Here is a 23,220-nt window from a genome sequence, read left to right on the forward strand (position 1 = left end):
TCTCTGCCCATGGCCGGCGGCCGCTGCATCGCCAGCAGCGACGCGGTGGGCGGAAAGCGACCTCAGCCGGGGTCGCGCCAGCGGTTCACGATCGGATAGCGCCGATCGAGCCAGAACGCGCGCATCGACAGCCTGGTGCCCGGAGCGGCCTGGAAGCGCTTGTATTCGCTTATGTAGAGGAGGTGCTCCACCTTCTTCACCGTGTCCCGGTCGTGGCCCGCCGCGACGCAGTCCGAGACGCTGGCCTCCTCGTCCACCAGACGACGCAGGATGTCGTCCAGCACCTCGTAGGGTGGCAGGCTGTCCTCGTCCTTCTGGTCCGGCTTCAGCTCCGCCGAAGGCGGCTTCGCGATCACCCGCTCGGGAATCACCTCGCCCGCCGGCCCCTCCATCCACGGGCGGTGACAGCCGTTCCGCCAGCGGCAGATCTCGAAGACCCGGGTCTTGTAGAGATCCTTGATCGGGTTGTAGCCGCCCGACATGTCGCCATAGATCGTGGCATAGCCCACGGCGACCTCGGACTTGTTGCCCGTGGTCAGCAGCATCTCCCCGAACTTGTTGGATTGCGCCATGAGCAGCATCCCGCGGATGCGGCTCTGCAGGTTCTCCTCGGTGATATCCTCGGCGAGCCCCTGGAACAGGGGCGCCAGCGCCGCAGTCGCCGCCGCGCGCACGCCCGCGATGGGTACCGTGTCGAGCCGCATACCGAGGTTCGCCGCCACCGCCCGCGCATCGTCCAGCGAGGTCTCGGACGTGTATTCGGAGGGCAGCATAACGCCGCGCACGTTGTCCGGCCCCAGCGCATCCACCGCCACAGCCGCCACCGCCGCACTGTCGATGCCGCCCGAGAGGCCCAGCAGCACCTTCGAGAACCCGGTCTTCTTCAGGTAATCCCTCAGCGACAGGACCATGGCGTGCCAGTCCTGCTCGAGGCTCATCGGGAACGGCGCCTCCTCGCCCGCCTCGGCGTGCCAGCCCTCGCCGTTATGGACGAAATCGACGTGCCTGAGCGCCTCCTCGAACACAGGCAGCCGCCCGGCCAGCGCGCCGTGCCGGTTCAGCACGAAGGAGCCGCCATCGAACACCTGGTCGTCCTGCCCGCCAACGAGGTTGAGATAGATCAGCGGGAGCCCGGTTTCCGTCACCCGCGCCACCATCTGGTTGAGTCGGATGTCGAACTTCTCCCGGAAGTAGGGAGAGCCGTTGGGCACGAGAAGGATCTCCGCTCCGCTTTCGGCCATGGTCTCGGCCACATCGGGAAACCAGGCGTCCTCGCAGATCGGCGTGCCGATCCGAGGCCCGCCCGCGGCAAGGCGGTAGGGCCCGGATATCGGACCCGAGGCAAACACCCGCCTCTCGTCGAACACGGTGTAGTTGGGCAGGTGATGTTTGCGCATGACCGCCCGCATCGTCCCCTTCTCCAGCACGACATAGCAGTTGAAGAGTTGGCCGCCCTCGACCATTGGCGCGCCGATCCCCAACGCGGGGCCATCGGCGCAGTCCTGCGCCAGCCGCTCCAGATGCACCCGGCAATCGGCCACGAATGCGGGCTTCATCACCAGATCCTGCGCTTGGTAGCCCGCGAGAAACATCTCGGGCAGCGCCACCATGCCCGCCCCCGCCGCACGCCCGGCTTCCCACGCCTCGCGCGCCTGCGCCGCGTTGCCGGCGAGGTCCCCCACGCAGGCATTCAGTTGTGCGATCGTCAGGCGGAAGTGGTCGGTCATGGGCAGTCCTCTTGCCGGTCAGCCCCATGTAGCAGACCGGGGGGCGAGGGGAAGGTTGGCGGGGGATCGACTGTCAGGCCGCGCTCCCGCGTCGCGGGCGCAGGCCCAGCTCCTCGTGGAACCGCAGCAGATAACCGTCCGGGTCCGCGACCACGAACTGCCTCTGCCCGGCCTTCTGCGGTCCGAGGCGGTACCATTTCTCTTCGACCGGCAGGACGAGCGGGTGGCCGCACCCGGCAAGGGCCGCGACCAGCGGAGCGATCGTGGGCACGCGGATCTGGACGTTGAGCCCCCTGCCGAAGGGATGAGCGTCCGGCCGGTGCCGGCCCCCGAAGGTGCGGCCGAACCCGATCTGGTCGATCATCAGTTCCGCCTCGCCGAGCCGGAGATAGCAGAACCCCTCCTCCGGCCGCTCGTAAAGGCAGTCGAACCCGAGGACATCGCAATAGAATGCCCGCGACGCTTGCCAGTCGGAGACCGCGAACTCCGGAACGAGGGCGTTGCCCAAGGCCCGGTCCTCAGTATTTCGACGGCACGTAGAGCTCCGCAGGCAGGGCCGAGCGTTCGTAATCCGGGTTGTAGACCCGCTCAGGCAGGACGATCTCCTCGTGCGGCACCTCCTCGTAGGGGAAGAGCGACAGCAGGTGATCCATGCAGTTGAGCCGCGCGCGCTTCTTGTCGTTGCCGGGCACCACGTACCACGGCGCCTCGGGGATGTTGGTGCGGGCGAAGGTCTCTTCCTTGGCCTTGGTATAATCCTCCCAGCGCACGCGGCTCTGCAGGTCCATAGGGCTCAGTTTCCACTGCTTCAGCGGATCGTGGATGCGCATGAGAAACCGCATCTGCTGCTCCTCGTCGGTGATCGAGAACCAGTATTTCACCAGCCGGATGCCCGACCGCACCAGCATCCGCTCGAACTCCGGCACGTCCTGGAAGAATTGTTCCACCTGGTCCTCGGTGGCGAAGCCCATCACCCGCTCCACGCCCGAACGATTGTACCACGACCGGTCGAAAAGCACGATTTCACCCCCCGCAGGCAGGTGCGGGACATAACGCTGAAAATACCACTGGGTCTTTTCCCGATCCGACGGCGCGGGCAGCGCGACGGTCCGGACCACGCGCGGGTTGAGCCGCTGGGCGATGCGCTTGATCACGCCGCCCTTCCCGGCGCTGTCGCGGCCCTCGAAGATGATCACGACCTTCTGCCCGGTATGGGTCACCCAGTCCTGCAGCTTGATCAGCTCCGCCTGCAGATGCAGCAGCGCCCGGAAATAGTCGGGCCGCGGGATCGAGGGGCCATGGGCCTTGCGGTATATCTCGCGGATCTTCATCGACAGGACGGCATCCTCGAGCTCGATCTCGTAGTCCTCGTCGAGCGTGTCGGCCAGCTCCGCCTCGAGCCAGTCCTGCGCGCCCTGCCCGGTCTCGTCGTCCATCTGTCCCTCCGGTTGCTGCCCGACCATCTGATCACGTCCCTGTGACGGTTTCATTGACACGAAGCCGCTGCGGCTTGTCAGGCGTCCCATGCTCGGGCATTGTTCCGGCACAGGCAAGATGGCGCAAACCACCCGAAAACGGGGGCGCGGCACGAACAATCGGGCGGCCGGTCGGGGCCGCGAAACGGGCAGGGCCATGCATCGTCTTTTACTCGTTCTGGCGGTTCTCGCGCTTGCATCCTGCGGCGGAGGCGGCAGTCGTCCCACGGGCGAGGTGGGGCAGGCCTGCATGTCCGCTGGCCGCTCCGCCGCCACCCCGCGGCTCTGTTCCTGTATCGACCAGGTGGCGGGCCGGACCCTGAGCCGCGCGGAGCAGCGCGAAACCGCGCGCTACATCCGCGACCCCGAGAAGCTTCAGGAGATGAAGCTCGACGACCGTCCACGCGCCGAAGAGATGTGGCGCACCTACGACCGGTTCGTGAACGCCGCGCGCACGGCCTGCGGCTGACGGCCGGAGTCGAGGGCGCGTCGGTGAACATCGTAATCCTCACCGGGGCGGGCATTTCCGCCGAAAGCGGTCTCGGCACCTTCCGCGACGCGGGCGGCCTCTGGGCGCGCTTCCGCATCGAGGATGTGGCGACCCCCGAGGCCTATGCGCGCGATCCGGCCCGGGTCCATGCCTTCTACGCCATGCGCCGGCACGAAGCTGCAAAGGCGGGACCCAACGCCGCCCACCACGCGATCGCCCGGCTCGAGGCGGATCCCCGCCACAGGGTCACGCTGATCACCCAGAACGTCGACGCGCTGCACGAAGCCGCCGGGAGCCGTCCGCTTCACATGCACGGCACCCTCGCGGGCGCGCTCTGCGCCGCCTGCGGACACCGCTGGACCGCACCCCTCGCCATGGACGAAACCACGCCCTGCCCGGCCTGCGACCGGACCACGTCCCGCCCCGACGTCGTGTGGTTCGGCGAGGTCCCACGGCATCTCGACGAGATCGACGCCGCCCTCTCCGCCGCCGATCTCTTCGTGGCGATCGGCACGAGCGGCGAGGTCTATCCCGCCGCCGGCTTCGTGGAACTTGCCGCCGCTGCGGGCGCCGAGACGCTGGAACTCAACCTCGAGCCCACGTCCAGCAGGTTCGACAGGCGACTGACCGGCCCCGCGACACGCACCGTCCCGGACTGGGTCGAAACCCTTTCCGGGCCCGCGGCCTGAGCCTCACCTGATGTCCCAGTGATCCTCGTCGGCGATCTCACCCACCGCCGTCCAGCCCACCCGCACCCGTGCCACGCGCGTGTCACCCCATGTCCGGAAGACGATCTCGAAGTCTTCGGCCGTCACCTCCTCGGCGGAGACGTCCGCGCGGGCGTTCGCGCCGTCCGCGATGTCCCACATCGTCAGCGAGACACTGACCGCGGGGGGCTCCAGAAAAGCCTCGGAAAAGGCCACGGTCCTCGCGATGCGGCGCGGCCCGTGCCCGGTCCACATCTCGCCGTCGTTCTGGAAATCCGAGAACAGGACCACGTCGCCCTGGTCCACGCCGATGAGATGGTGCCGGAGTTTCTTCATCCTGTGCAGACGTCGTGCCTTCCAGAGCGTTAACGACCCGAATTCCCGAAGACTATGGGTTTTTGAGGGCATCCGCGCGCCCCTCGCGGATCAATCGGGGCAGGAGCGGCAGAATGGCCACGATCAGCAGTGCCGAGAACAGGAACGGCGCCCCGGGCAGATAGGGACCTCTGTCGTCGGCATGGATCTCGAAGATCCGCGTGACCACGAGCGGCGACAGGATTGCCGAGATCGCGGCGAGCGCGGCGATCACCCCCTGCACGAGCCCCTGCCGGTCCTCGCCCACCCGGTTCGCCGTCATGGCGGTCATCGTCGCGGGCGCCATGTCGCTCAGGCAGGCGAAGGCGGTCAGCACGAGCACCATCCAGACCGCGTTGGCGAAACCCAGCCCCACCATGGCAATCAGCCCGCAGATCACGGCCAGCCACAGAGTCCCGCCCTCGCCCAGCGTCCGGATCAGCGGGCGCATCAGCACGCCTTGGGTGAACGCAACGCCGATCCCGTAGAAGGCCAGCGTCGCCCCGATCGCCGCAGGCGTCCAGTCGAAGAGTGCGGTCAGGTAGAAGGCCCAGATCGTCGGGTAGACCATGTTGGCGAACTCGAAGACGAAGAGCAGGACCAGAGGGAGCGCCAGAAGCGGCACCCGGAAGGCGTTCACGATGGTGGCGAAGGGGTTCAGGTCCGACCGCCGGAAGGGCCGCCGATGCTCGGGCTTCAGGCTCTCCGGCAGCGCCACGATGCCGAAGATCGCATTGGCGGCCGACAGCCCCGCCGCGATCCAGAAGGGCGCCGTGACATGGATCGACGCGGCAAGCCCGCCGATGATCGGCCCGAGCACGAAACCGATCCCGAAGGCAGCGCCGATAAGGCCAAAATTTGCGGCCCGGTCCTCCTTCTTCGAGACATCGGCGATATAGGCGGTGGCGGTCACGTAGGTCGCCCCGGACATCCCCGCGAGCGCCCGGCCCAGAAGCAGCAGCCAGAAGGTCCCTGCCAGCGCCATCAGGACATAGTCGAGAGCCAGAAGGACCAGCGCCGCGATCAGGATCGGCTTGCGGCCGTAGGCATCCGACAGTCCTCCCACCACGGGTGCGAAGAAGAACTGCGTGGCGGCATAGGAAGCCATCAGAACGCCGCCCCAGACGGACCCCTGCGCCACGTCTTCGGCACCCACGCGCAGCATCAACTCCGGGAGGATCGGAAAGACGATGCCGATGCCGATCGCGTCGATCAGCAGAGTGGCGAGGATGAAGACCATGGAGCGCGGCATGAACCGGCGAATGCGCCCGCCCGGCCCCAAGGTCAAGCGTCAAGGCTTGACGCCGTGAAGCCTCTCGCGGCCAATGGTCGAAACGGGAGGGCCGTCATGGCGGACGACAGGATCGAGGTGGAGAATCCGAACACACCGGGGCGCACCGAGAGGGTGAATCGCGCCAAGTACGAGGCCATGCGCGCGGCGCTCCTGCCGGTCCTGCCCGACGCGGCACCGGGACTCACCGTGCCGGAAGCCAAGGCAGCGCTGCTGCCCGCCCTTCCCGAGGATCTCTTTCCGGAAGGCAAGACCGCGGGTTGGTGGCTGAAGTGCGTCCAGCTCGACCTCGAGGCCAAGGGCGTGATCGCCCGCGCGCCGAAGCCGCCCGTGCGGCTCTACCGAAGCGCCTGAAGGACCGCGACACCCCTACGTTCCAACGCCTGGCTTGGTCTTCGTCGCGGCCTTCGCGTCGCTTCTGGCGCGGCTCGTGACCGTCGTCCGGATGAGCCGCGGCGGCGGAACCGTGATCGTGGGGCGTGGCCGTCGCGTTCACCCGCCACAGCCCGGAGTGAGGCAGCAGGCACGGCGCTCTGGGTTCTTCTGGCCGGAATTACCCGAGACGCAGGGCCGGAAACGCGAAACGGCCCCCGGAGGGGCCGCCGCCACCGCCGCGCCGGATGGCGATCAGAGGTTCGCCTGGTCCGTCGAAAGGCCGATATGTCCGCCCACCGCAACCATGTCCGACAAGAGCTTCGCCGCGTCGTCGACGAGGCCCGGCTCGTTCTCCCAGGTCTCCTGCGCCTTGCGGTAGGCGTTCTTGGCCTCCTCCAGCATGGCGTTCATGATCTCCTGGGTCATCTCGGCCCGCGGCACTGCCTGCTCGGCAAGCACGGTGACGCCACCGGCGCCGATCTCGGCGAAGCCGCCCGAGACGACGTATTCCGCCATGTCCCCGCCCGAACCCGCGCGCAGGATCCCCGGACGCAGGGTGGTGATCGTCGGGGCGTGGTCGGCCATGGCCGTCATGTCGCCGTCCGCGCCGGGAATCTGGACCTCGGTCACCTCGGTGCGCGCGAGGCGGCGCTCCGGGCTCACGAGGTCGAAGGTGAAGCTGTCAGCCATGCCCGCTCCTTACGCCGCCGACGCGGCCATGCGCTCGGCCTTGGCGATCACGTCCTTGATCCCGCCGACCATGTAGAAGGCCGCCTCGGGCAGATGATCGTACTCGCCCGCCACAACGGCCTTGAAGGACGAGATCGTCTCCTCCAGCGGCACCTGCACGCCGTCGACGCCCGTGAAGACCTTCGCAACGTCGAAGGGCTGCGACAGGAAGCGCTGGATCTTGCGGGCCCGGGCCACGGTCAGCTTGTCCTCTTCGGAAAGCTCGTCCATGCCGAGGATCGCGATGATGTCCTGCAGCGACTTGTAACGCTGGAGGATCCCCTGCACGTCCCGGGCCACCTGGTAGTGCTCCTCGCCCACCACCTGCGGATCGAGGATCCGGGAGGTGGAGTCGAGCGGATCCACCGCCGGGTAGATGCCCAGCTCGGAGATCGCGCGCGACAGAACGGTCGTGGCGTCGAGGTGGGCGAAGGATGTGGCCGGCGCGGGGTCGGTCAGGTCGTCCGCGGGCACGTAGATCGCCTGCACCGAGGTGATGGAGCCCGCGCGGGTCGAGGTGATCCGCTCCTGCAGCGCGCCCATGTCGGTGGCCAGCGTCGGCTGATAGCCCACCGCCGAGGGGATCCGTCCCAGAAGCGCCGACACCTCGGAGCCCGCCTGGGTGAAGCGGAAGATGTTGTCCACGAAGAACAGCACGTCCGTCCCCGACTGGTCGCGGAACTGCTCGGCCAGCGTCAGGCCGGTCAGCGCCACGCGGGCCCGGGCGCCCGGAGGCTCGTTCATCTGGCCGTAGACGAGCGCCACCTTCGATTCCTCGAGGTTTTCCTCGTTGATGACGCCGCCTTCCATCATCTCGTAGTAGAGGTCGTTGCCCTCACGGGTCCGCTCGCCCACACCGGCGAAGACCGAGAAGCCCGAGTGCACCTTGGCGATGTTGTTGATCAGCTCCTGGATCAGAACCGTCTTGCCCACGCCGGCGCCGCCGAAGAGGCCGATCTTGCCGCCCTTGGAATAGGGGGCCAGCAGGTCCACGACCTTGATGCCGGTCACGAGGATCTCGGCCTCGGTGGACTGCTCGCTGAACTCGGGCGCAGGAGCGTGGATCGGACGGGACTCCGTGGCGTTCACCGGGCCCTTCTCGTCGATCGGGTCGCCGGTGACGTTGAGGATCCGTCCCAGGGTCGCGTTGCCAACGGGCACCGAGATGGGCCGGCCCAGATCCTCGACCGGCTGGCCCCGCACGAGGCCCTCGGTCGCGTCCATGGCGATGGTCCGGACCGTCGCCTCGCCCAGGTGCTGGGCGACCTCGAGGGTCAGGAGCTTGCCGTTGTTGTCGGTCGTCAGCGCGTTCAGGATCGCCGGCAGGTGGCCGTCGAACTGCACGTCGACGACGGCGCCGATGACCTGGGTGATCTTTCCGGTGGCAGTGGCCATTATCGTTGTCCTCGTCCTCTAGAGCGCCTCGGCGCCCGAAATAATCTCGATCAGCTCGTTGGTGATCACCGCCTGGCGGGTCCGATTGAACTCGATCGTCAGCTTGTCGATCATTTCCCCGGCGTTCCGTGTGGCGTTGTCCATCGCCGTCATCCGTGCGCCTTGCTCGGACGCGCCGTTCTCGAGAAGCGCCGAGAAGATCTGCGTGGCCACCCCGCGCGGCAGCAGGTCGGCGAGGATCTCCTCCTCGGACGGCTCGTAATCATAGAGCGCGCCGGACCCCGTCGCCTCCTCCTCTTCGGCTTCCCCGTAGGATGCGGGGATCACCTGCTGCGCCGTCGGCTCCTGGGTCACGACGTTGACGAACTTCGAGTAGAAGATCGTCGCCACGTCGAACTCGCCCTCGTCGAACCGGTTCAGCACGTCCTTCGCGATGCCCTGCGCCTCGGCATAGCCGATGCGCTTGACGTCCGAGAGATCCACATGACCGACGAAGTGGTCCGCGTAGCCGCGCTTCAGCACGTCCCGGCCCTTCTTTCCGACGGTGAGGATCTTCACGGTCTTGCCCTCGCCGAGCAGCCGCTCGGCATGGGTCCGCGCCAGCTTGGCGATGTTGGAGTTGAAGCCGCCGCAAAGCCCGCGCTCGGCCGTCATCACCACCAGGAGATGCACGTCCTGCTTGCCGGTTCCGGCCAGCAGCTTCGGCGCGCTTTCGCTGTCGCCCACGGATTTCGCCAGCGTCGCCATCACCGCGTTGAACCGTTCGGCATAGGGACGCGACATCTCCGCCGCCTCCTGCGCCCGGCGCAGCTTGGCGGCAGCGACCATCTGCATCGCCTTGGTGATCTTGCGGGTCGACTTGACCGACGAGATCCGGTTCTTGAGGTCCTTGAGGTTGGCCATCTCTCCGGCCCCTTACGCGAAATCTTTGGCGAACTCGTCGATCGCGGCCTTCAGCTTGTCGGCGGCGTCGCCCTTGATCTTCGGGTCCTCGTTGGTGATCCAGTCGAGGATGTCGGTCCGGTTGTGGCGCAGGTGGTTCAGGAGGCCCTTCTCGAAGGCGCCGACCTTGTTCACCGGCACCTTGTCGAGGAAGCCCTCGGTCCCCGCGAAGATCACGCAGACGATCTCCGCGTTCGTGAGCGGCGAATACTGCGGCTGCTTCATCAGCTCCGTCAGGCGCGCGCCGCGGTTGAGCAGCTTCTGCGTGGCCGCGTCGAGATCGGAGCCGAACTGCGCGAAGGCCGCCATCTCACGGTACTGAGCCAGCTCCAGCTTCACCGGACCTGCGACCGATTTCATCGAGTTGGTCTGCGCGGCGGAGCCCACGCGGCTGACCGACAGACCGGTGTTCACGGCCGGACGAATGCCCTGATAGAAGAGTTCGGTCTCGAGGAAGATCTGGCCATCGGTGATCGAGATGACGTTGGTCGGGATGAAGGCCGACACGTCGCCGCCCTGGGTCTCGATGATCGGCAGTGCCGTCAGAGACCCCGCGCCGTGATCCTCGTTCAGCTTCGCGGACCGCTCCAGCAGGCGCGAGTGGAGGTAAAAGACGTCGCCCGGATAGGCCTCGCGGCCCGGCGGGCGGCGCAGCAGCAGCGACATCTGGCGGTAGGCCACGGCCTGCTTCGACAGGTCGTCGTAGATGATCAGCGCGTGCTTGCCGTTGTCGCGGAAATACTCGGCCATCGCGGTCGCGGCATAGGGGGCCAGGAACTGCATCGGCGCAGGCTCGGAGGCAGTGGCCGCCACGACGATGGAATACTCGATCGCGCCGGTTTCCTCGAGACGCTTCACCAGTTGCGCCACGGTCGAGCGCTTCTGGCCCACGGCGACGTAGATGCAGTAGAGCTTCTGGCTCTCGTCGGTCGCGGCGTCGTTGTAGGACTTCTGGTTCAGGATCGTGTCGAGCGCCACGGCGGTCTTGCCGGTCTGGCGGTCGCCGATGATCAGCTCGCGCTGGCCGCGGCCGATCGGGATCATGGCGTCGATCGCCTTCAGGCCCGTGGCCATGGGCTCATGCACCGATTTGCGCGGGATGATGCCCGGCGCCTTCACGTCCGCGACGCGACGCTCGGAGGCCTTGATCTCGCCCTTGCCGTCGAGCGGGTTGCCGAGACCGTCCACGACACGGCCCAGCAGGGCCTCGCCCGCGGGCACGTCCACGATCGACTTGGTGCGCTTGACCGTGTCGCCCTCGGCGATGTCGCGGTCGGAGCCGAAGATCACGACGCCGACGTTGTCGGTCTCGAGGTTCAGCGCCATACCCATGATGCCGCCCGGGAACTCGACCATCTCGCCCGCCTGGATCTGGTCGAGGCCGTAGACGCGCGCGATGCCGTCGCCGACCGACAGCACCCGACCCACTTCGGAGACTTCGGCCTCCTGGCCGAAGTTCTTGATCTGGTCCTTCAGGATCGCAGAGATTTCCGCAGCTTGGATCGCCATTAGCGTGCCTCTTTCATAACGGTCTGGAGTTGGGCGAGCTTCGACTTGATCGACGTGTCGATCATCCGGCTGCCCACCTTGATGACGAGACCGCCGATGAGGCTTTCATCGACGGACTGGTTGATCTTGACGGTCTTGCCTTCGCCGGCCGTCAGCATCTTCTCGAGCTCGGCGGACTGCGTGTCGGACAGCGGCTTGGCGGAAATCACGTCGGCCTCGACCTCGCCCCGCTCCACCGAAAGCCGGCGACGCAGCGCGCGCAGCATGTGCGGCAGCACGAAAAGACGGCGTTTCTGGGCCATGAGGCCGAGAACGTTGGTGACGGTGGCCGAGAGGCCCATCTTCTGCGCGAGCGCGGTCATCGCGGTGCCCTGCTGGTCGCGGCTGTAGACCGGCGAGGAGATCAGGTCCCGAAGGTCCCCGCTCTCGTCCAGCGCGGTTCCGAGGGCGTCGAGGTCGGCGGATAGCCCGTCGAGCGCGCCTTCCTCCTTCATCAGGTCGAAAACAGCGGTGGCGTACCGCTCGGCGATGCCGGATGAAATCGAAGCTGGTTCGGACACGTCCACCCTTTCGATCGTGCGGAACCTGTTCCGGTCCCCGATTATCGTTCAGCCCGATCCATCCGGCGCCCTCGGGGTGTCGGCTGGGTCAGGCGGTATGTTCGCGTCCCGAAATCCCCCGGGGGCCGCAAAATCAGGGGCGATGTAGCAGAGCGTCCGGGGTGGGGCAACCGCCAAGCGGCGGAGGCCCGCGGGGCGGTCGCCAGCGCGGGAAGGCTCCTGCGAAGGGTGCGACGCTTTGTGCCATTCGCCCGGAGGAACGGCGACACGCGGGCCTGCGCCGCAACGCGGCATGTCCTTCCGGGAATGCGCCGCGCGGCACGATCGTTCCCCATTGCCGCCCAATTGGCGCCGCCTTGGCCCGTCATTGGTTCGGGATCAATCCTGCTGGAGGCCGGGCATTGTCCGGCATGGTCCCCATGGTCTTCGACATCGCCGTCATCGCCCTGTCCCTTGCCGCCCTCGCCTATGTGGGCCGGTCCCTGATGCGCGCCCGCCCGGGTCTCGCGGAAGGGGCGGTCGACGCCTATCGCGACGAGGTCCTCGAAGGCCCGGACGACGGACAGACCCTCGGCCTGTTGCGCAGCGCCCTGACGCTCCGGCGCCGCGAGCCGACGGACGAGGCAGCCGCGCCCGAGGTCGCCCCCGGGGACCAGGACCCGACGCCAGCGCCCCGGGCCGCCGCGCCTCCCGCCGAAGAGCACGATGCGGGATCGGACTCCGCGTCGGCCGCCGGGGACGACGTGCCGGCGGAGCCCGCGGCACCCGCGTCTGCCGACGCTCCCGCGCCGGAGGTGCCGAAGGAGGTCCTGATCGACATCTGCGGCCCGGGTGCGCCCGAGGTCGAAGTGGTGGATCTCTCCGATCCCGAGGAGGTGCTCGCCCTCGAATTCGCCGAGGACCCCACCGGGCACCTGCATCTCCTCCACGGACGCGCCGAGGCCGAGATCGAGGACGGGATCGCCCGCACCGCCTGGCTCGACGTCTACCTGTCGCGCTCGGACTGGCTCGACCGCAGGGACCTCGACGCGGCGGGCGAGTTTCCCGAGACGCTCGCGAGCCACCTCCTGCGCATCGACCTCGGGCGCACGGTGACGCGTCCCGACGGAACGGTCACGGGCGCCATCAACGAGGACCCCGAACTCTATTTCGATCGGGAGATCGCCTCCGAGATCGATTTCAGCGTCTGATCGGACATCCGGACTTCACGGGCCACCGCCCTCGCGCCGCGACGGTTGCGGCGCAGGCTGACCGATGCCCTCGAGCACCTTCAGCGGTCGCGTCACCGCCTCCGGCAGCCCCGGGCGCATGGGCGAGACGACCTGCTTGCTCACCTCGACCATAAGCACGCCGCCCGCCTTGAACACCGGCACATGCCGGCCCACGCTTTCCATCACCGCGGCCGACCGCCGCCACCCCTTTCGTTCCGACGGAGGCTGGTAAAGCGTGGAGATCGCCTGTTCGATCTGGAACCGGTGCGCCTTCAGCTGCGCCTCGAGCTGCCCCAGCGAATAGGGTCGGCCATAGCCGAAGGGCGTACGGTCCGAGCGCGACCACAGCCCCTGGCGATTCGGCACCACGAAGACCGCCCGGCCCTCCGGCGCCAGCACCCGCCAAGCCTCTCCGAGCACCGCAGAGACATGCTCCGAGGTCTCGAGGCCATGCAGCATCACCAGCCGGTCCACGGTCCCCGTGGACACCGGCCAGAGCGTTTCGCGGCAGAGGACGCTGACATTCGGCATGCCCGCTGGCCAGGGCATCACGCCCTGCGGCCCCGGCATCAGCGCCACGACCCGGCGCGCCTCCGCAAGAAACGGGCGCAGCAGCGGCACCGCGAAGCCGAAGCCGAGCACGCTGAGCCCGTCCGGCCTCGGCCACATCCGCACCAGTTCATCGCGGATCACCTTCTGCGCCGCGCGCCCCAGCGGACTGCGATAATAGAACCCCCGCAGGTCCACGACGTCGAGATGCATTGCACCCGGTCCCCGGTCAGGTCACGCTCGGGGTCGAGCATACCAGCAGATTGCGGGAGCGCCATGACCCTCGACCTCGTCACGATTCCCTGCCGCCAGGACAATTACGCCTTTCTCGTGCATGACGCCGCTTCCGGCGCCACGGCCCTGGTCGACGCGCCTGAGGCCGCGCCGATCGAGACCGAGCTGGCACGCCGGGGCTGGCGCCTGTCGGATATCCTGATCACCCATCACCATGGCGATCACGTCGAGGCCGTGGAGGCCCTGCGCCCCGGCGCACGCGTCATCGGCGCCGCGGCCGACGCGCACCGCCTGCCACCCCTCGATCTCTCGGTCGCCGAGGGCGATCCGCTCACGGTCTGCGGCGAGGCGGTGACCGTTCTCGATGTCTCCGGCCACACGGTCGGCCATCTCGCCTTCCACTTCCCCGCCTCGGGTATCGTCTTTACCGCCGACAGCCTGATGGCCCTCGGGTGCGGCCGTCTCTTCGAAGGCACGGCCACGCAGATGTGGGAGAGCCTGCAGAAGCTCGCCGCCCTGCCGCCGGAAACCCTCGTCTGTTCGGGACATGAATACACCGCCTCGAACGCCCGGTTCGCCCTGACCATTGAACCGGACAATCCGAAGCTTATTTCTCGGGCAGACGCCATAGACGCGGCCCGGGCGGAGGGTCGCCCGACCGTTCCCTCGACGCTCAAGGAAGAGCTGGAGACCAACCCCTTCCTGCGCGCCGACGCCCTTCCAGTAAGGACCGGCGTCGGCATGGGCGATGCGCCCGCCGCCGAGGTTTTCGCCGAAGTCCGCGCCCGCAAGGACAGGTTCTGATCCCGCCCGTTTCCGCCGCGGCGGAAATTTCGGCAAGCACCGAGGGATCACGGCCCGGTAACACGCGTTAACATCCGATGTGAGCGCGCATCGACAAAAAAGACCTTGAAGGATCGCGGACGAAAGCGAACTTTAAGACTACGAGGCCACGGTTGCGCGGGGCATCCCCCGCCGACCCCGAAGCGAAAGGAGCACGTCCCGTGCCGTCTTTCTCGACCACGCTAGAGCAGTCCATCCACGCGGCGCTGGCGCTCGCCAATGCCCGCCGTCACGAACTGGCCACGCTCGAACACCTGCTGCTCGCGCTCATCGACGAGCCTGACGCCGCGCGGGTGATGAAGGCATGTTCGGTCGACCTCGACGAGCTGCGCCGCAGCCTCGAGGAATTCATCGAGGACGATCTCGCCACCCTGGTGACAGAGGTCGACGGGTCCGAAGCCGTGCCCACAGCCGCCTTCCAGCGCGTGATCCAGCGCGCCGCCATTCACGTCCAGTCCTCGGGCCGGACCGAGGTGACGGGCGCCAACGTGCTCGTCGCGATCTTCGCCGAGCGCGAGTCCAACGCCGCCTATTTCCTGCAGGCCCAGGACATGACGCGGTACGATGCGGTCAATTTCATCGCCCATGGCGTCGCCAAGGACCCGGCCTACGGCGAAAGCCGCCCGGTCCAGGGCTCCGCCACGGATGCGGAGGACGAAACGGTGGCTCAGGGCTCCGACGGGGACGAGAAGGAAAGCGCGCTCGGGAAGTATTGCGTGGATCTCAACGCCAAGGCCCGCAAGGGCGACGTCGATCCGCTCATCGGCCGTGAGCAGGAAGTGGAACGCTGCGTGCAGGTCCTCTGCCGCCGCCGCAAGAACAACCCGCTCCTCGTGGGCGATCCCGGCGTGGGCAAGACCGCCATCGCGGAAGGCCTCGCGCGAAAGATCGTCTCCCGCGAGGTTCCCGAGGTGCTCTCCGGCGCCACGATCTTCTCGCTCGACATGGGCGCGCTCCTCGCCGGCACGCGCTACCGCGGCGATTTCGAGGAGCGGCTGAAGGCGGTGGTCACGGAACTTGAAGAGCATCCCGACGCCGTCCTCTTCATCGACGAGATCCACACCGTGATCGGCGCGGGGGCGACCTCTGGCGGCGCCATGGACGCGTCCAACCTGCTGAAACCCGCGCTGCAGGGGGGCAAGCTTCGCTGCATGGGCTCCACGACCTACAAGGAGTTCCGCCAGCACTTCGAAAAGGACCGTGCCCTGTCGCGCCGGTTCCAGAAGATCGACGTGACAGAGCCTTCGGTCGAGGATTCCATCAAGATCCTCAAGGGCCTCAAGCCCTATTTCGAGGAGCATCACGCGATCAAGTACACCGGCGACGCGATCAAGTCGGCCGTGGAACTCTCTGCGCGCTACATCAACGACCGCAAGCTGCCCGACAAGGCCATCGACGTGATCGACGAGGCCGGGGCGGCCCAGCATCTCGTTGCGGAAAGCAAGCGCCGCAAGACCATCGGCGCGAAGGAGATCGAGGCCGTTGTGGCCAAGATCGCGCGTATCCCGCCCAAGAACGTCTCGAAGGACGATGCCGAGGTGCTGAAGGACCTCGAAGGCTCGCTGAAGCGCGTGGTCTTCGGCCAGGATGCCGCGATCGAGGCGCTCAGCTCGGCGATCAAGCTCGCCCGTGCCGGCCTGCGCGAGCCGGAAAAGCCGATCGGCAACTATCTCTTCGCCGGCCCCACCGGCGTGGGCAAGACCGAGGTCGCCAAACAGCTCAGCCAGATCCTCGGCGTAGAGATGCTGCGCTTCGACATGTCCGAATACATGGAGAAGCACGCGGTCTCCCGCCTGATCGGCGCGCCTCCGGGCTATGTCGGCTTTGACCAGGGCGGTCTGCTGACCGATGGCGTGGACCAGCATCCCCACTGCGTGCTGCTCCTGGACGAGATCGAGAAGGCGCATCCGGATGTCTACAACATCCTGCTGCAGGTGATGGATCACGGCAAGCTGACCGACCATAACGGCCGGACGGTGGATTTCCGCAACGTGGTCGTGATCATGACCTCGAATGCGGGTGCGCAGGAGCAGGCGAAAGAGGCCATCGGCTTCGGCCGCGACCGGCGCGAGGGCGAGGATACCGCCGCCATCGAGCGGATGTTCACGCCCGAGTTCCGCAACCGCCTCGACGCCGTCATCTCCTTCGCCCCGCTGCCCAAGGAGGTCATCTTCCAGGTGGTCGAGAAGTTCGTCCTGCAGCTCGAGGCCCAGCTTCTCGACCGCGGCGTGACCATCGAGCTCACGCCCGAGGCCGCCGCCTGGCTCGGCGACAAGGGCTACGACGACAAGATGGGCGCGCGTCCCCTGGGCCGCGTGATCCAGGAGCACATCAAGAAGCCGCTGGCAGAGGAACTCCTTTTCGGCAAGCTCGCCAAGGGCGGCCTCGTGCGGGTGGCGGTCAAGGACGGCGCCATCGACCTGCAGGTGCAGGAACCCGGCGCGCCCCGGCTCTCGTCGAAGAAGCCCCCGCTCCTCACCGCGGACTGACCTTCCGGCGCCGCGCGGCCCCTGCCGCGCGGCGCTGCACTGCGCCGCCGCCCTGGCGCACAGGACGTGCCCCCACCCCATGACCTCGCGCGCCCCGCTACATACGGCGGAGAGTTCGGCGCGCAACCATAGCGCGACCCGATCCGGACCCGGGGCCAGCCGCGAACCATCTCCGACGCCCCTGCCCTTCCCACGATGAAAGGAGCGCCGCGCCTCCTCCTCATCTGGCCGCGAAGTCTCCCTGTCCGGGGCGCAGCCCCCGCCGGATCGCCCCGGCGCAGCCGGGGCGAAACCGCGACTTTCCCCAACCGCGCGCCGGCCCTATGGTCCGCCCATGCGCCACCTCGCCCCCCTCGTCGCCCTCCTCGCGCTCCCGGCCGCAGCCGACATCGTCCTGGTTCAGCCGCTCGACTGCGCCCTGGGCGAAACCTGCTTCATCCAGAACTACGTCGACCTCGACCCCTCCCCCGCCGCCCGCGATTTCAACTGCGGGCCGCTGACCTACGACGGGCACAAGGGCACCGATTTCGCCCTCCACACTCTCGCCGACCTCGCCGCCTCTCCGCAGGTGCGCGCAGCCGCGGCCGGGACCGTGACCGCCACCCGCACCTCCGAGACCGACCGCGACATCTTCGCCCCCGACCCGCCCGAGGTGACCGGGCGGGAATGCCCCCTCGGGACCGTGGGCCTGACCGGGCAGACCGAATTTCCGCACCTGCACTTTGCCGTCCGCCGCGACGGGGCGGTCGTCGATCCCTTCGCCCCGGCCGCGCAGACCTGCGGCGCCGCGCCCTCAGACACGCTCTGGCAGGACCGCCCGCCTATACCCCCGGCGATCTCATCGCCGCCGGCTGGGCCGAGGCCGTCCCCGACTATGCCGCGATCAAGGCCGGAACCGCCGATCAATCGGCGATGCTCACCGCCAGTTCCCCGGCCCTCGTCTTCTGGGCCTATGCCTTCGGCGGGAGAGCGGGCGACCTCCTGCGCATCGCGATCACACGGGGCGGGGAAACGCTCGTGGAAAACGACTTCGTTCTCGAGCGCGACCAGGCCCAGTTCTTCCGGGCCACGGGCCGGCGCACGCCGGCGGGCGGCTGGCTCCCGGGCACCTACACCGCCACGGCCAGCCTCGTGCGGGACGGGACCTCCCTCGGAACCCTCACCGGCACCCTGACGCTGAACTAGCGCTCCGTCAGCTTCAGCTCGATCCGCCGGTTCGCCGCTCTTGCCTCTGCCGTATCGGCGGCAACCAGCGGGCGATGCTCGCCAAACCCCGCCGCGACCAGCCGTTCGGGCGGGAAGGACAGCGCCTCTTCCATGTAGCGTACCACCGACAGCGCGCGGGCCTGGCTCAGTTCCCAGTTGTCGGCATATTCGCCCTCGCCCGAGAGCGGCACGTTGTCCGTATGCCCGTCGACCCGGATCACCCAGTCGATCCCCTCGGGCACCTCGTCCGCGATGTCCTGCAAGAGGCCCACGATCCCGGCGATCTGCCCCTGCCCCGCCGCCGACAGCTCCGCGCTGCCCGGCGGAAAGAGCACCTCGGACGAGAAGACGAAGCGGTCGCCGACGATCCGCACATCCTCCCGGCCCTCGAGCAGCCGCCGCATCTCGCCGAAGAAGTTCGAGCGGTACTGCTCGAGGTTCTCCGCCTCCGCCGCCAGTCGCTCTGCCTCGGCCTCGGCCAGCTGGCGCGCCTCTTCCTCGGCCTCGCGCGCACGCCGCTCCGCCTGCGCCGCCCTGGCGAGCGCGGTGTTGAGCTGCGCGCCCAGCGCATCGACCTGCACCTCGGCGGTCCGGTCCGCCTCTTCGGCCAGATCGAGCAGCGCCTGAAGGGAGCCCACCTGGTCCCGCAACTGACGCACCTGCTCGTTCAGCAGCTGCACCTCGCGTTGCGCCTCGAGGCTCAGCTCCTCTTCCTCGCTGAGCTGCGCCGTCGCAGTCGCCAGCAGCGCCTCCCGCCGTCGCGCCTCGGTCCGCGCATCCTCCGCCGCCTGCTCCGCCCGGTTCTGCGCGGCCAGCGCCTCGGCGAGCCGCGTTTCGAGGTCCTGCTGCGCTGCTTCGAGCGCCGCCGTCTCGTCGCTCAGTTCGGCCTGGGAGAGGATCAGCTCCGCCAGCCGTTCCTCCAGCGAGGCCCGCTCCGCCGCCGCGGTGGAGGCCTCCACCCGGGCCGCGTCCCGCTCCGCCTGCAATGCCTCCTGAGCCAGCACAGCCGAGGCAAGCCGCCGCTCCGCCTCCCGTCGGTCCGCCTCGCTCTGTTCGAGCGCCGCACTCAGCGCCTCTTGCGCCGCCGCAAGATCGTCCTCGGCCAACTCCCGCGCGGTCAGAGCGGCCGCGAGGCGCGCGTCGAGCGAGGCCACCTGCGCCGACAGGTCTGTCGCGGCATCGGTCCCTTCGATGGCCCGGGCCAGCGCGGCGTTCACCTCGGCCTCGGCAGCCTCCCGCGCCAGCACCGCCGCCGCCAGCCGCTCCTGCATCTGCGCCCGGCTCAGTTCAGCGTCGCGCAGCGCCTCGTCCAGCGCCGCCCTGGCTGCCTGCAGGTCGCTGTCCGCCGCCTCGCCCGCCGCCAGGGCAGCGGCAAGACGGGCGTCCAGATCGTCGATCCGCGTCGCGGCTGCTGACAGCTCCTCGCCCAGCGTCTCCTGCAAGCCAATCGCGTCCGCCAGCCGGGAGGCCAAGGCCGCCTGTTCTGCCCGGGCCGCCTCGCGCTCCAGCACCGCCGAGGCGAGCCGGGTCTGCAGATCCGCGACCTCTGTCTCCGCCTCCGACAGCGCCGCCACCCGCTCCTCTTCCGAGGCCAGCATCGCCGCAAGCCGCGCTGACAGGTCCTCCGCCTCGGCCTCGGCACCCTCCCGCGCCAGAATAGCCGCCGCGAGCCGGTCGCGCAGCTCGGCTTCCGTTACCTCGGTCTCCTGCAACGCGGCCTCGGCCGCAGCCAGGGCGGCCTCCGCCTCCTCCCCTTCGGCGAGCGCCGCCGTCAGCCGCGCCGCCAGACCCTCGGCCTCCGCAGCCGCCGTTTCCCGGGCAAGAACCTCTTCAGCCAGTCGAGCCTGAAGCGCCGCCTCCGTCGTCTCCGCCCGCGCGATGGTGCGTTCCAGCAGCGCCTGCACCTGCGCCAGCCCCGCCGTCGCCTCCCCCTCCTCCGAGAGCGCCACCGCCAGACGCGCACTCAGCGAACTGCGCGCCGCCTCCGCCTCGTCCAGCGCCTCCCGCGCCGCCACCAACTCAGCCTCGTTGGCTTCGACGTCGAGAAGAACGGCCGCAAGTCGCGCTTCGAGTCGGCTCGCCTCCTCCTGCCGCTCGGCGGCCAGCGCCTCCGCCTGCCGCTGGGCCAGAAGGGCCGTTGCCAGCCGGCTGTCGAGATCGGCCTGCTCGGCGGCCATCGATGCCAGCGACGCCTCGGCCGCCTGCAGTTCCTCCTCGGTCGAGGACACGAGATCGAGCGCCGCCAGAAGCCGCGCGTCGAGCCGGTTACGCTCCGCCGACAGCCGCTGCACCTGCGCCTCCTGATCGGCCTGAAGCGCCAGCGCCGCCGACAGACGCGCGTCCAGATCCTCCCGCGCCGACCGGGCGGCGGCGAGGAGCGTCAGCGTCTCCTCCGCCTCGCGGCGCTGTTCCTCCAGCGCCAGCGTCATGGCGGTCAGCTCCGCATCCGCATTCTCGAGCCGCTCCCGCAGGGCCTCCGCCGCGGCGGCCTCCGCCAGCCTTTCCCGCTCCAGCTCCGACAGGGCCTCGGCATCCTCCGCACGCGCCGCCTCCAGAGAAGCCAGCGACTCCTCGGTCTCGGAGGCCTCGCGCCGCAGATCGGCCACCAGCGCCTCGAGCGCATCGCTGCGGGCGGCCGCCAGCCGAGCCTCCTCTGCGGTGGCGTCGATCTCGTCCCGCGCCTGTGCCAGCGCGAGGTTCAACGCCTCCTGCTCGGAAATCAGCTCTGCCTCCCGCGCCGCCGCGGCCTCGGAGGCGTTGACCAGCCTGTCCCTTTCGGCCGCGAGTTCGTCGCGCTCCTCGCTCAGGGCCTCGCTCTCGTCGGTCAGCGCCGCGATCCGGTCCTCCGCCGCGGAGCGATCGGCCAGAAGGCCCGCCACCTGCGCCTCGAAGGCGCTGATCGTCTCGGCCTGCTCGGCGATCTCGGCCTCGGCCATGTCACGGTCCCGACGCAGCCCCGCCACCTGCGCCTCGAGCCCCGCGATCCGGGACTCCTGGGCCGCGCGTTCCTCGCCCAGCGCGTCGAGCGACGAGCTGAGAGAGCCGACCTCCGCGGCCAGATTGGCAGACCGGTCCCGTTCGAGGCCCAGCGCGTTCGACAGGCTGGAGACCTGCTCGGTCAGTTCGACAATGCGGCTGTCCTGGCCCGTAATCGTCTCGCGCAGGGTGTATTGCAGCACCATGAAGATGGTGATGACGAACATCAGCACCAGCAGGAGCCCCGTCATCGCATCGACGAAGCCCGGCCAGATCGAAGCCTGGAAACGCGATCCCGACCTGCGGCTCAGTGCCATGCCGTCGTCTCTCCCCGGGGACCCGCCCGCGTCAGCTCTCGCGCTCCGGAGCCCTCTGCCGCACTGCACGGCCCAGGGCCGCGATATCCGTCCTGAGGTCGGCCATCACCTCCTGCCGCCCCGCCGCCATCTCCTCGAGAATGCGCAGAAGCTGGACGTCGATGCTCCTTAGCCGCATCCGGCTTTCCGCGTCGATCCCCTCGATGCCACTGTCGGCGATCACCTTTATGAGACGATCCTGCCCGTCGGCGACGCGGCCGAGCTGATCTCCCAGGGTGGTGCCGGTCTCCATCTTCTGCGCCAGCGCCTCCATCGCCCCGGCAAGTTCCCCCAACCGGTCCTCCACCGCCGCCCGGCCCTCGTCGGTGCGGGTGAACATGGTCTGGAGGAGCTCCATCTGTTCCGCGAGGTTGTCGATGACCTGCCCCATGACACCGGTCTCGCCGCTCTCCTCGCTGAGGCCGACCCGCGTCAGGGTCGACAGCCATTCCTCGAGCTCCCGGTAGAAGCGGTTCTGCCCGTGCCCGGCGAAGAGCTCCAGAAGCCCCAGCACCAGCGAACCCGCCAGCCCCAGCAGCGACGAGGCAAACGCGACGCCCATGCCGCCGAGTTGCGTCTGCAGCCCCTCCTGCAGCCGGTTGAAGATATCCGCTCCGCTCTCGCCTTCCTGCGCCGTCAGCGAGCCGATCGTCTGCACGAGCCCCGGAACCGTGGTGGCGAGACCATAGAACGTGCCCAGAAGACCAAGGAAGATCAGAAGGTTGACGATGTACCGCGTGATCTCGCGGTCCTCGTCGATGCGCTGGCTGACCGAGTCGAGGATCGAGCGCGTGGAGGTCGCCGACAGCTGCATCCGCGCCCCGCGCGAGCGCAGCAGCGTCGCAAGCGGCGCCAGAAGGCCGGGCGCCTGCGTCAGATCGTGCCCCGCCCGTTCCGCGGCAAACCCCTCGATCCACCGCACCGAGCGGATCAGCTGAGCCACCTGCCCGAAGACCGCGACGACGCCCACTAGGAACACGAGCAGGATGAACCCGTTGAGATACGGGTTCGCCAGGAACACCGGACCCACCCGGGGCAGAGCGAACCACACGCCCACGCCGACCAGAGCCAGCACGATCAGCATGGAGACGATCTGCCTCAGGGGCTGGCTGAACTGCGGCGTGGCCTCGACGGCCCGTTTTGCCATGACGGATCGGTCCCGGTTAGCTGCTGCCGCGATCATAGGGACCGCGACGGGTCAAGTCCAAACGCAATAGCGGAAATCCCGGGACTGTCACCCTGTCATCTCATCTCGCTCAGGCGCGCGACGAGCCAGTCCATGTCCGGATCATGGATGCCGAGCCGATCCAGCTGCGCCGCGGTATTGCGCAGATACTCCACGTTCGGTCCCCGCCCACCCGTCGCCCGTGCGATCATCTCGGCCTGTGTCTCGAGATCGAAGCTGACATATTGCCGATGCGCGGGGTCGATGACGTAGGCGAGCGCCGCAAGCCGGCGTCCGTCGGTCAGCAGAAGCTCCACATGCCGCTCGAGGTAGGCCGAGGAGATCAGCTCGCGCTCCCTCAGGTAGGCCAGCACCTCCGCCTCCTCGCCCTCCTTCGCCCTGAGGGCGAGCCCCGTGCAACTCGCGCCCTTCTGCTCGTCGAGCGCCAGCACGAGGCCCGGCTCTTCCTCGGTGCCCCGGTGATGGACCGACAGCATGCAGAACGACCGGTGATAATCGTCGAGATGGGCGAGCACCTCCTCGGCGGGCTCGAACCCCGGGTTCCACAGAAGCGAGCCGTATCCGAAGACCCACAGCGTCACGACATCCCTCCCCGTTCCGGCCAGACGCCCGACAC

General features: G+C 68.5%; 21 protein-coding genes. 7 read left to right on the forward strand and 14 right to left on the reverse strand.

Annotated elements, in window-relative coordinates:
• Positions 1-62 precede the first annotated feature (62 nt).
• The 3 genes from EAT49_RS04290 to ppk2 all read right to left on the reverse strand — a co-directional run bounded on the left by EAT49_RS04290 (position 63) and on the right by ppk2 (position 3,163).
• Positions 63-1,727, reverse strand: a complete 1,665-nt coding sequence (locus EAT49_RS04290; RefSeq protein WP_123641055.1) for an NAD+ synthase — start codon at positions 1,725-1,727, stop codon at positions 63-65.
• A 73-nt stretch (positions 1,728-1,800) separates the two neighbouring features.
• Positions 1,801-2,235: a bleomycin resistance protein gene (locus tag EAT49_RS04295; protein WP_123641056.1), complete on the reverse strand. Its 435-nt coding sequence runs from the start codon at positions 2,233-2,235 to the stop codon at positions 1,801-1,803.
• Positions 2,236-2,245: 10 nt separating this feature from the next.
• Positions 2,246-3,163, reverse strand: coding sequence for a polyphosphate kinase 2 (ppk2, locus tag EAT49_RS04300; RefSeq protein ID WP_123641057.1), 918 nt, complete (start codon positions 3,161-3,163; stop codon positions 2,246-2,248).
• A gap of 196 nt (positions 3,164-3,359) precedes the next feature.
• Here ppk2 and EAT49_RS04305 point away from each other — a divergent pair, with 196 nt between their 5' ends.
• Both EAT49_RS04305 and EAT49_RS04310 read left to right on the forward strand, forming a co-directional pair.
• A complete protein-coding gene (locus tag EAT49_RS04305) occupies positions 3,360-3,671 on the forward strand; it encodes an arginine transporter (protein WP_123641058.1) in 312 nt (103 codons plus the stop codon).
• 23 nt (positions 3,672-3,694) lie between these two features.
• Positions 3,695-4,381 carry an NAD-dependent deacylase gene (locus EAT49_RS04310; RefSeq protein ID WP_123641059.1) on the forward strand — a complete coding sequence of 229 codons (687 nt, stop codon included), beginning with the start codon at positions 3,695-3,697 and terminating at the stop codon, positions 4,379-4,381.
• Positions 4,382-4,384: 3 nt separating this feature from the next.
• Here the strand turns inward: EAT49_RS04310 and EAT49_RS04315 are convergent, their stop codons facing one another.
• Both EAT49_RS04315 and EAT49_RS04320 read right to left on the reverse strand, forming a co-directional pair.
• Positions 4,385-4,735, reverse strand: coding sequence for an H-type lectin domain-containing protein (locus EAT49_RS04315; RefSeq protein ID WP_123641060.1), 351 nt, complete (start codon positions 4,733-4,735; stop codon positions 4,385-4,387).
• 52 nt (positions 4,736-4,787) lie between these two features.
• Positions 4,788-6,005: an MFS transporter gene (locus EAT49_RS04320; RefSeq protein WP_123641061.1), complete on the reverse strand. Its 1,218-nt coding sequence runs from the start codon at positions 6,003-6,005 to the stop codon at positions 4,788-4,790.
• A gap of 96 nt (positions 6,006-6,101) precedes the next feature.
• Between EAT49_RS04320 and EAT49_RS04325 the strand changes: the two genes are divergently transcribed.
• Positions 6,102-6,398 (forward strand): DUF6958 family protein, encoded by a 297-nt coding sequence (locus tag EAT49_RS04325; protein ID WP_123641062.1) that lies wholly within the window; start codon positions 6,102-6,104, stop codon positions 6,396-6,398.
• A 273-nt stretch (positions 6,399-6,671) separates the two neighbouring features.
• Here the strand turns inward: EAT49_RS04325 and EAT49_RS04330 are convergent, their stop codons facing one another.
• From EAT49_RS04330 to EAT49_RS04350, 5 genes are read right to left on the reverse strand one after another with little or no spacing between them, the layout of a single operon-like run.
• A complete protein-coding gene (locus EAT49_RS04330; RefSeq protein ID WP_123641063.1) occupies positions 6,672-7,109 on the reverse strand; it encodes a F0F1 ATP synthase subunit epsilon in 438 nt (145 codons plus the stop codon).
• Between the two features lie 9 nt (positions 7,110-7,118).
• Entirely contained in the window at positions 7,119-8,543 is a 1,425-nt protein-coding gene (gene atpD / locus EAT49_RS04335) for a F0F1 ATP synthase subunit beta (protein ID WP_123641064.1), read from the reverse strand.
• 18 nt (positions 8,544-8,561) lie between these two features.
• On the reverse strand, positions 8,562-9,446 hold the full coding sequence (locus tag EAT49_RS04340; RefSeq protein WP_123641065.1) for a F0F1 ATP synthase subunit gamma: 885 nt from the start codon (positions 9,444-9,446) through the stop codon (positions 8,562-8,564).
• A gap of 12 nt (positions 9,447-9,458) precedes the next feature.
• The gene (gene atpA, locus EAT49_RS04345) at positions 9,459-10,994 is read right to left on the reverse strand and encodes a F0F1 ATP synthase subunit alpha (RefSeq protein ID WP_123641066.1); all 1,536 of its coding nucleotides are present in this window, start codon (positions 10,992-10,994) and stop codon (positions 9,459-9,461) included.
• On the reverse strand, positions 10,994-11,560 hold the full coding sequence (locus EAT49_RS04350; protein WP_123641067.1) for a F0F1 ATP synthase subunit delta: 567 nt from the start codon (positions 11,558-11,560) through the stop codon (positions 10,994-10,996). Before EAT49_RS04350 ends, atpA begins: the two co-directional genes overlap by 1 nt.
• 395 nt (positions 11,561-11,955) lie before the next feature.
• Here EAT49_RS04350 and EAT49_RS04355 point away from each other — a divergent pair, with 395 nt between their 5' ends.
• Positions 11,956-12,744, forward strand: a complete 789-nt coding sequence (locus tag EAT49_RS04355; protein ID WP_123641068.1) for a hypothetical protein — start codon at positions 11,956-11,958, stop codon at positions 12,742-12,744.
• Between the two features lie 15 nt (positions 12,745-12,759).
• Here the strand turns inward: EAT49_RS04355 and EAT49_RS04360 are convergent, their stop codons facing one another.
• The gene (locus EAT49_RS04360) at positions 12,760-13,527 is read right to left on the reverse strand and encodes a class I SAM-dependent methyltransferase (RefSeq protein ID WP_123641069.1); all 768 of its coding nucleotides are present in this window, start codon (positions 13,525-13,527) and stop codon (positions 12,760-12,762) included.
• 63 nt (positions 13,528-13,590) lie between these two features.
• Here EAT49_RS04360 and gloB point away from each other — a divergent pair, with 63 nt between their 5' ends.
• The 3 genes from gloB (at position 13,591) to EAT49_RS21770 (ending at position 18,065) form a co-directional block, all read left to right on the forward strand.
• Positions 13,591-14,352 (forward strand): hydroxyacylglutathione hydrolase, encoded by a 762-nt coding sequence (gloB, locus tag EAT49_RS04365; protein WP_123641070.1) that lies wholly within the window; start codon positions 13,591-13,593, stop codon positions 14,350-14,352.
• Between the two features lie 200 nt (positions 14,353-14,552).
• A complete protein-coding gene (gene clpA, locus EAT49_RS04370) occupies positions 14,553-16,880 on the forward strand; it encodes an ATP-dependent Clp protease ATP-binding subunit ClpA (RefSeq protein WP_123641071.1) in 2,328 nt (775 codons plus the stop codon).
• 912 nt (positions 16,881-17,792) lie between these two features.
• Positions 17,793-18,065: a hypothetical protein gene (locus EAT49_RS21770; RefSeq protein WP_342773816.1), complete on the forward strand. Its 273-nt coding sequence runs from the start codon at positions 17,793-17,795 to the stop codon at positions 18,063-18,065.
• Here EAT49_RS21770 and EAT49_RS04380 read toward each other — a convergent pair.
• The 3 genes from EAT49_RS04380 to EAT49_RS04390 form a co-directional block, all read right to left on the reverse strand.
• The gene (locus tag EAT49_RS04380; protein ID WP_123641072.1) at positions 18,062-21,379 is read right to left on the reverse strand and encodes a peptidoglycan -binding protein; all 3,318 of its coding nucleotides are present in this window, start codon (positions 21,377-21,379) and stop codon (positions 18,062-18,064) included. The two genes, EAT49_RS21770 and EAT49_RS04380, sit on opposite strands and share 4 nt — an antisense overlap.
• Positions 21,380-21,410: 31 nt before the next feature.
• Positions 21,411-22,565 (reverse strand): biopolymer transporter ExbB, encoded by a 1,155-nt coding sequence (locus tag EAT49_RS04385; RefSeq protein ID WP_123641073.1) that lies wholly within the window; start codon positions 22,563-22,565, stop codon positions 21,411-21,413.
• Positions 22,566-22,660: 95 nt separating this feature from the next.
• The gene (locus EAT49_RS04390) at positions 22,661-23,185 is read right to left on the reverse strand and encodes a gamma-glutamylcyclotransferase (RefSeq protein WP_185020635.1); all 525 of its coding nucleotides are present in this window, start codon (positions 23,183-23,185) and stop codon (positions 22,661-22,663) included.
• Between the last annotated feature and the right edge of the window lie 35 nt (positions 23,186-23,220).

The sequence above is a fragment of the Histidinibacterium lentulum genome (assembly GCF_003789055.1).
GTDB classification, from domain to species: Bacteria; Pseudomonadota; Alphaproteobacteria; order Rhodobacterales; family Rhodobacteraceae; genus Oceanicola; species Oceanicola lentulus.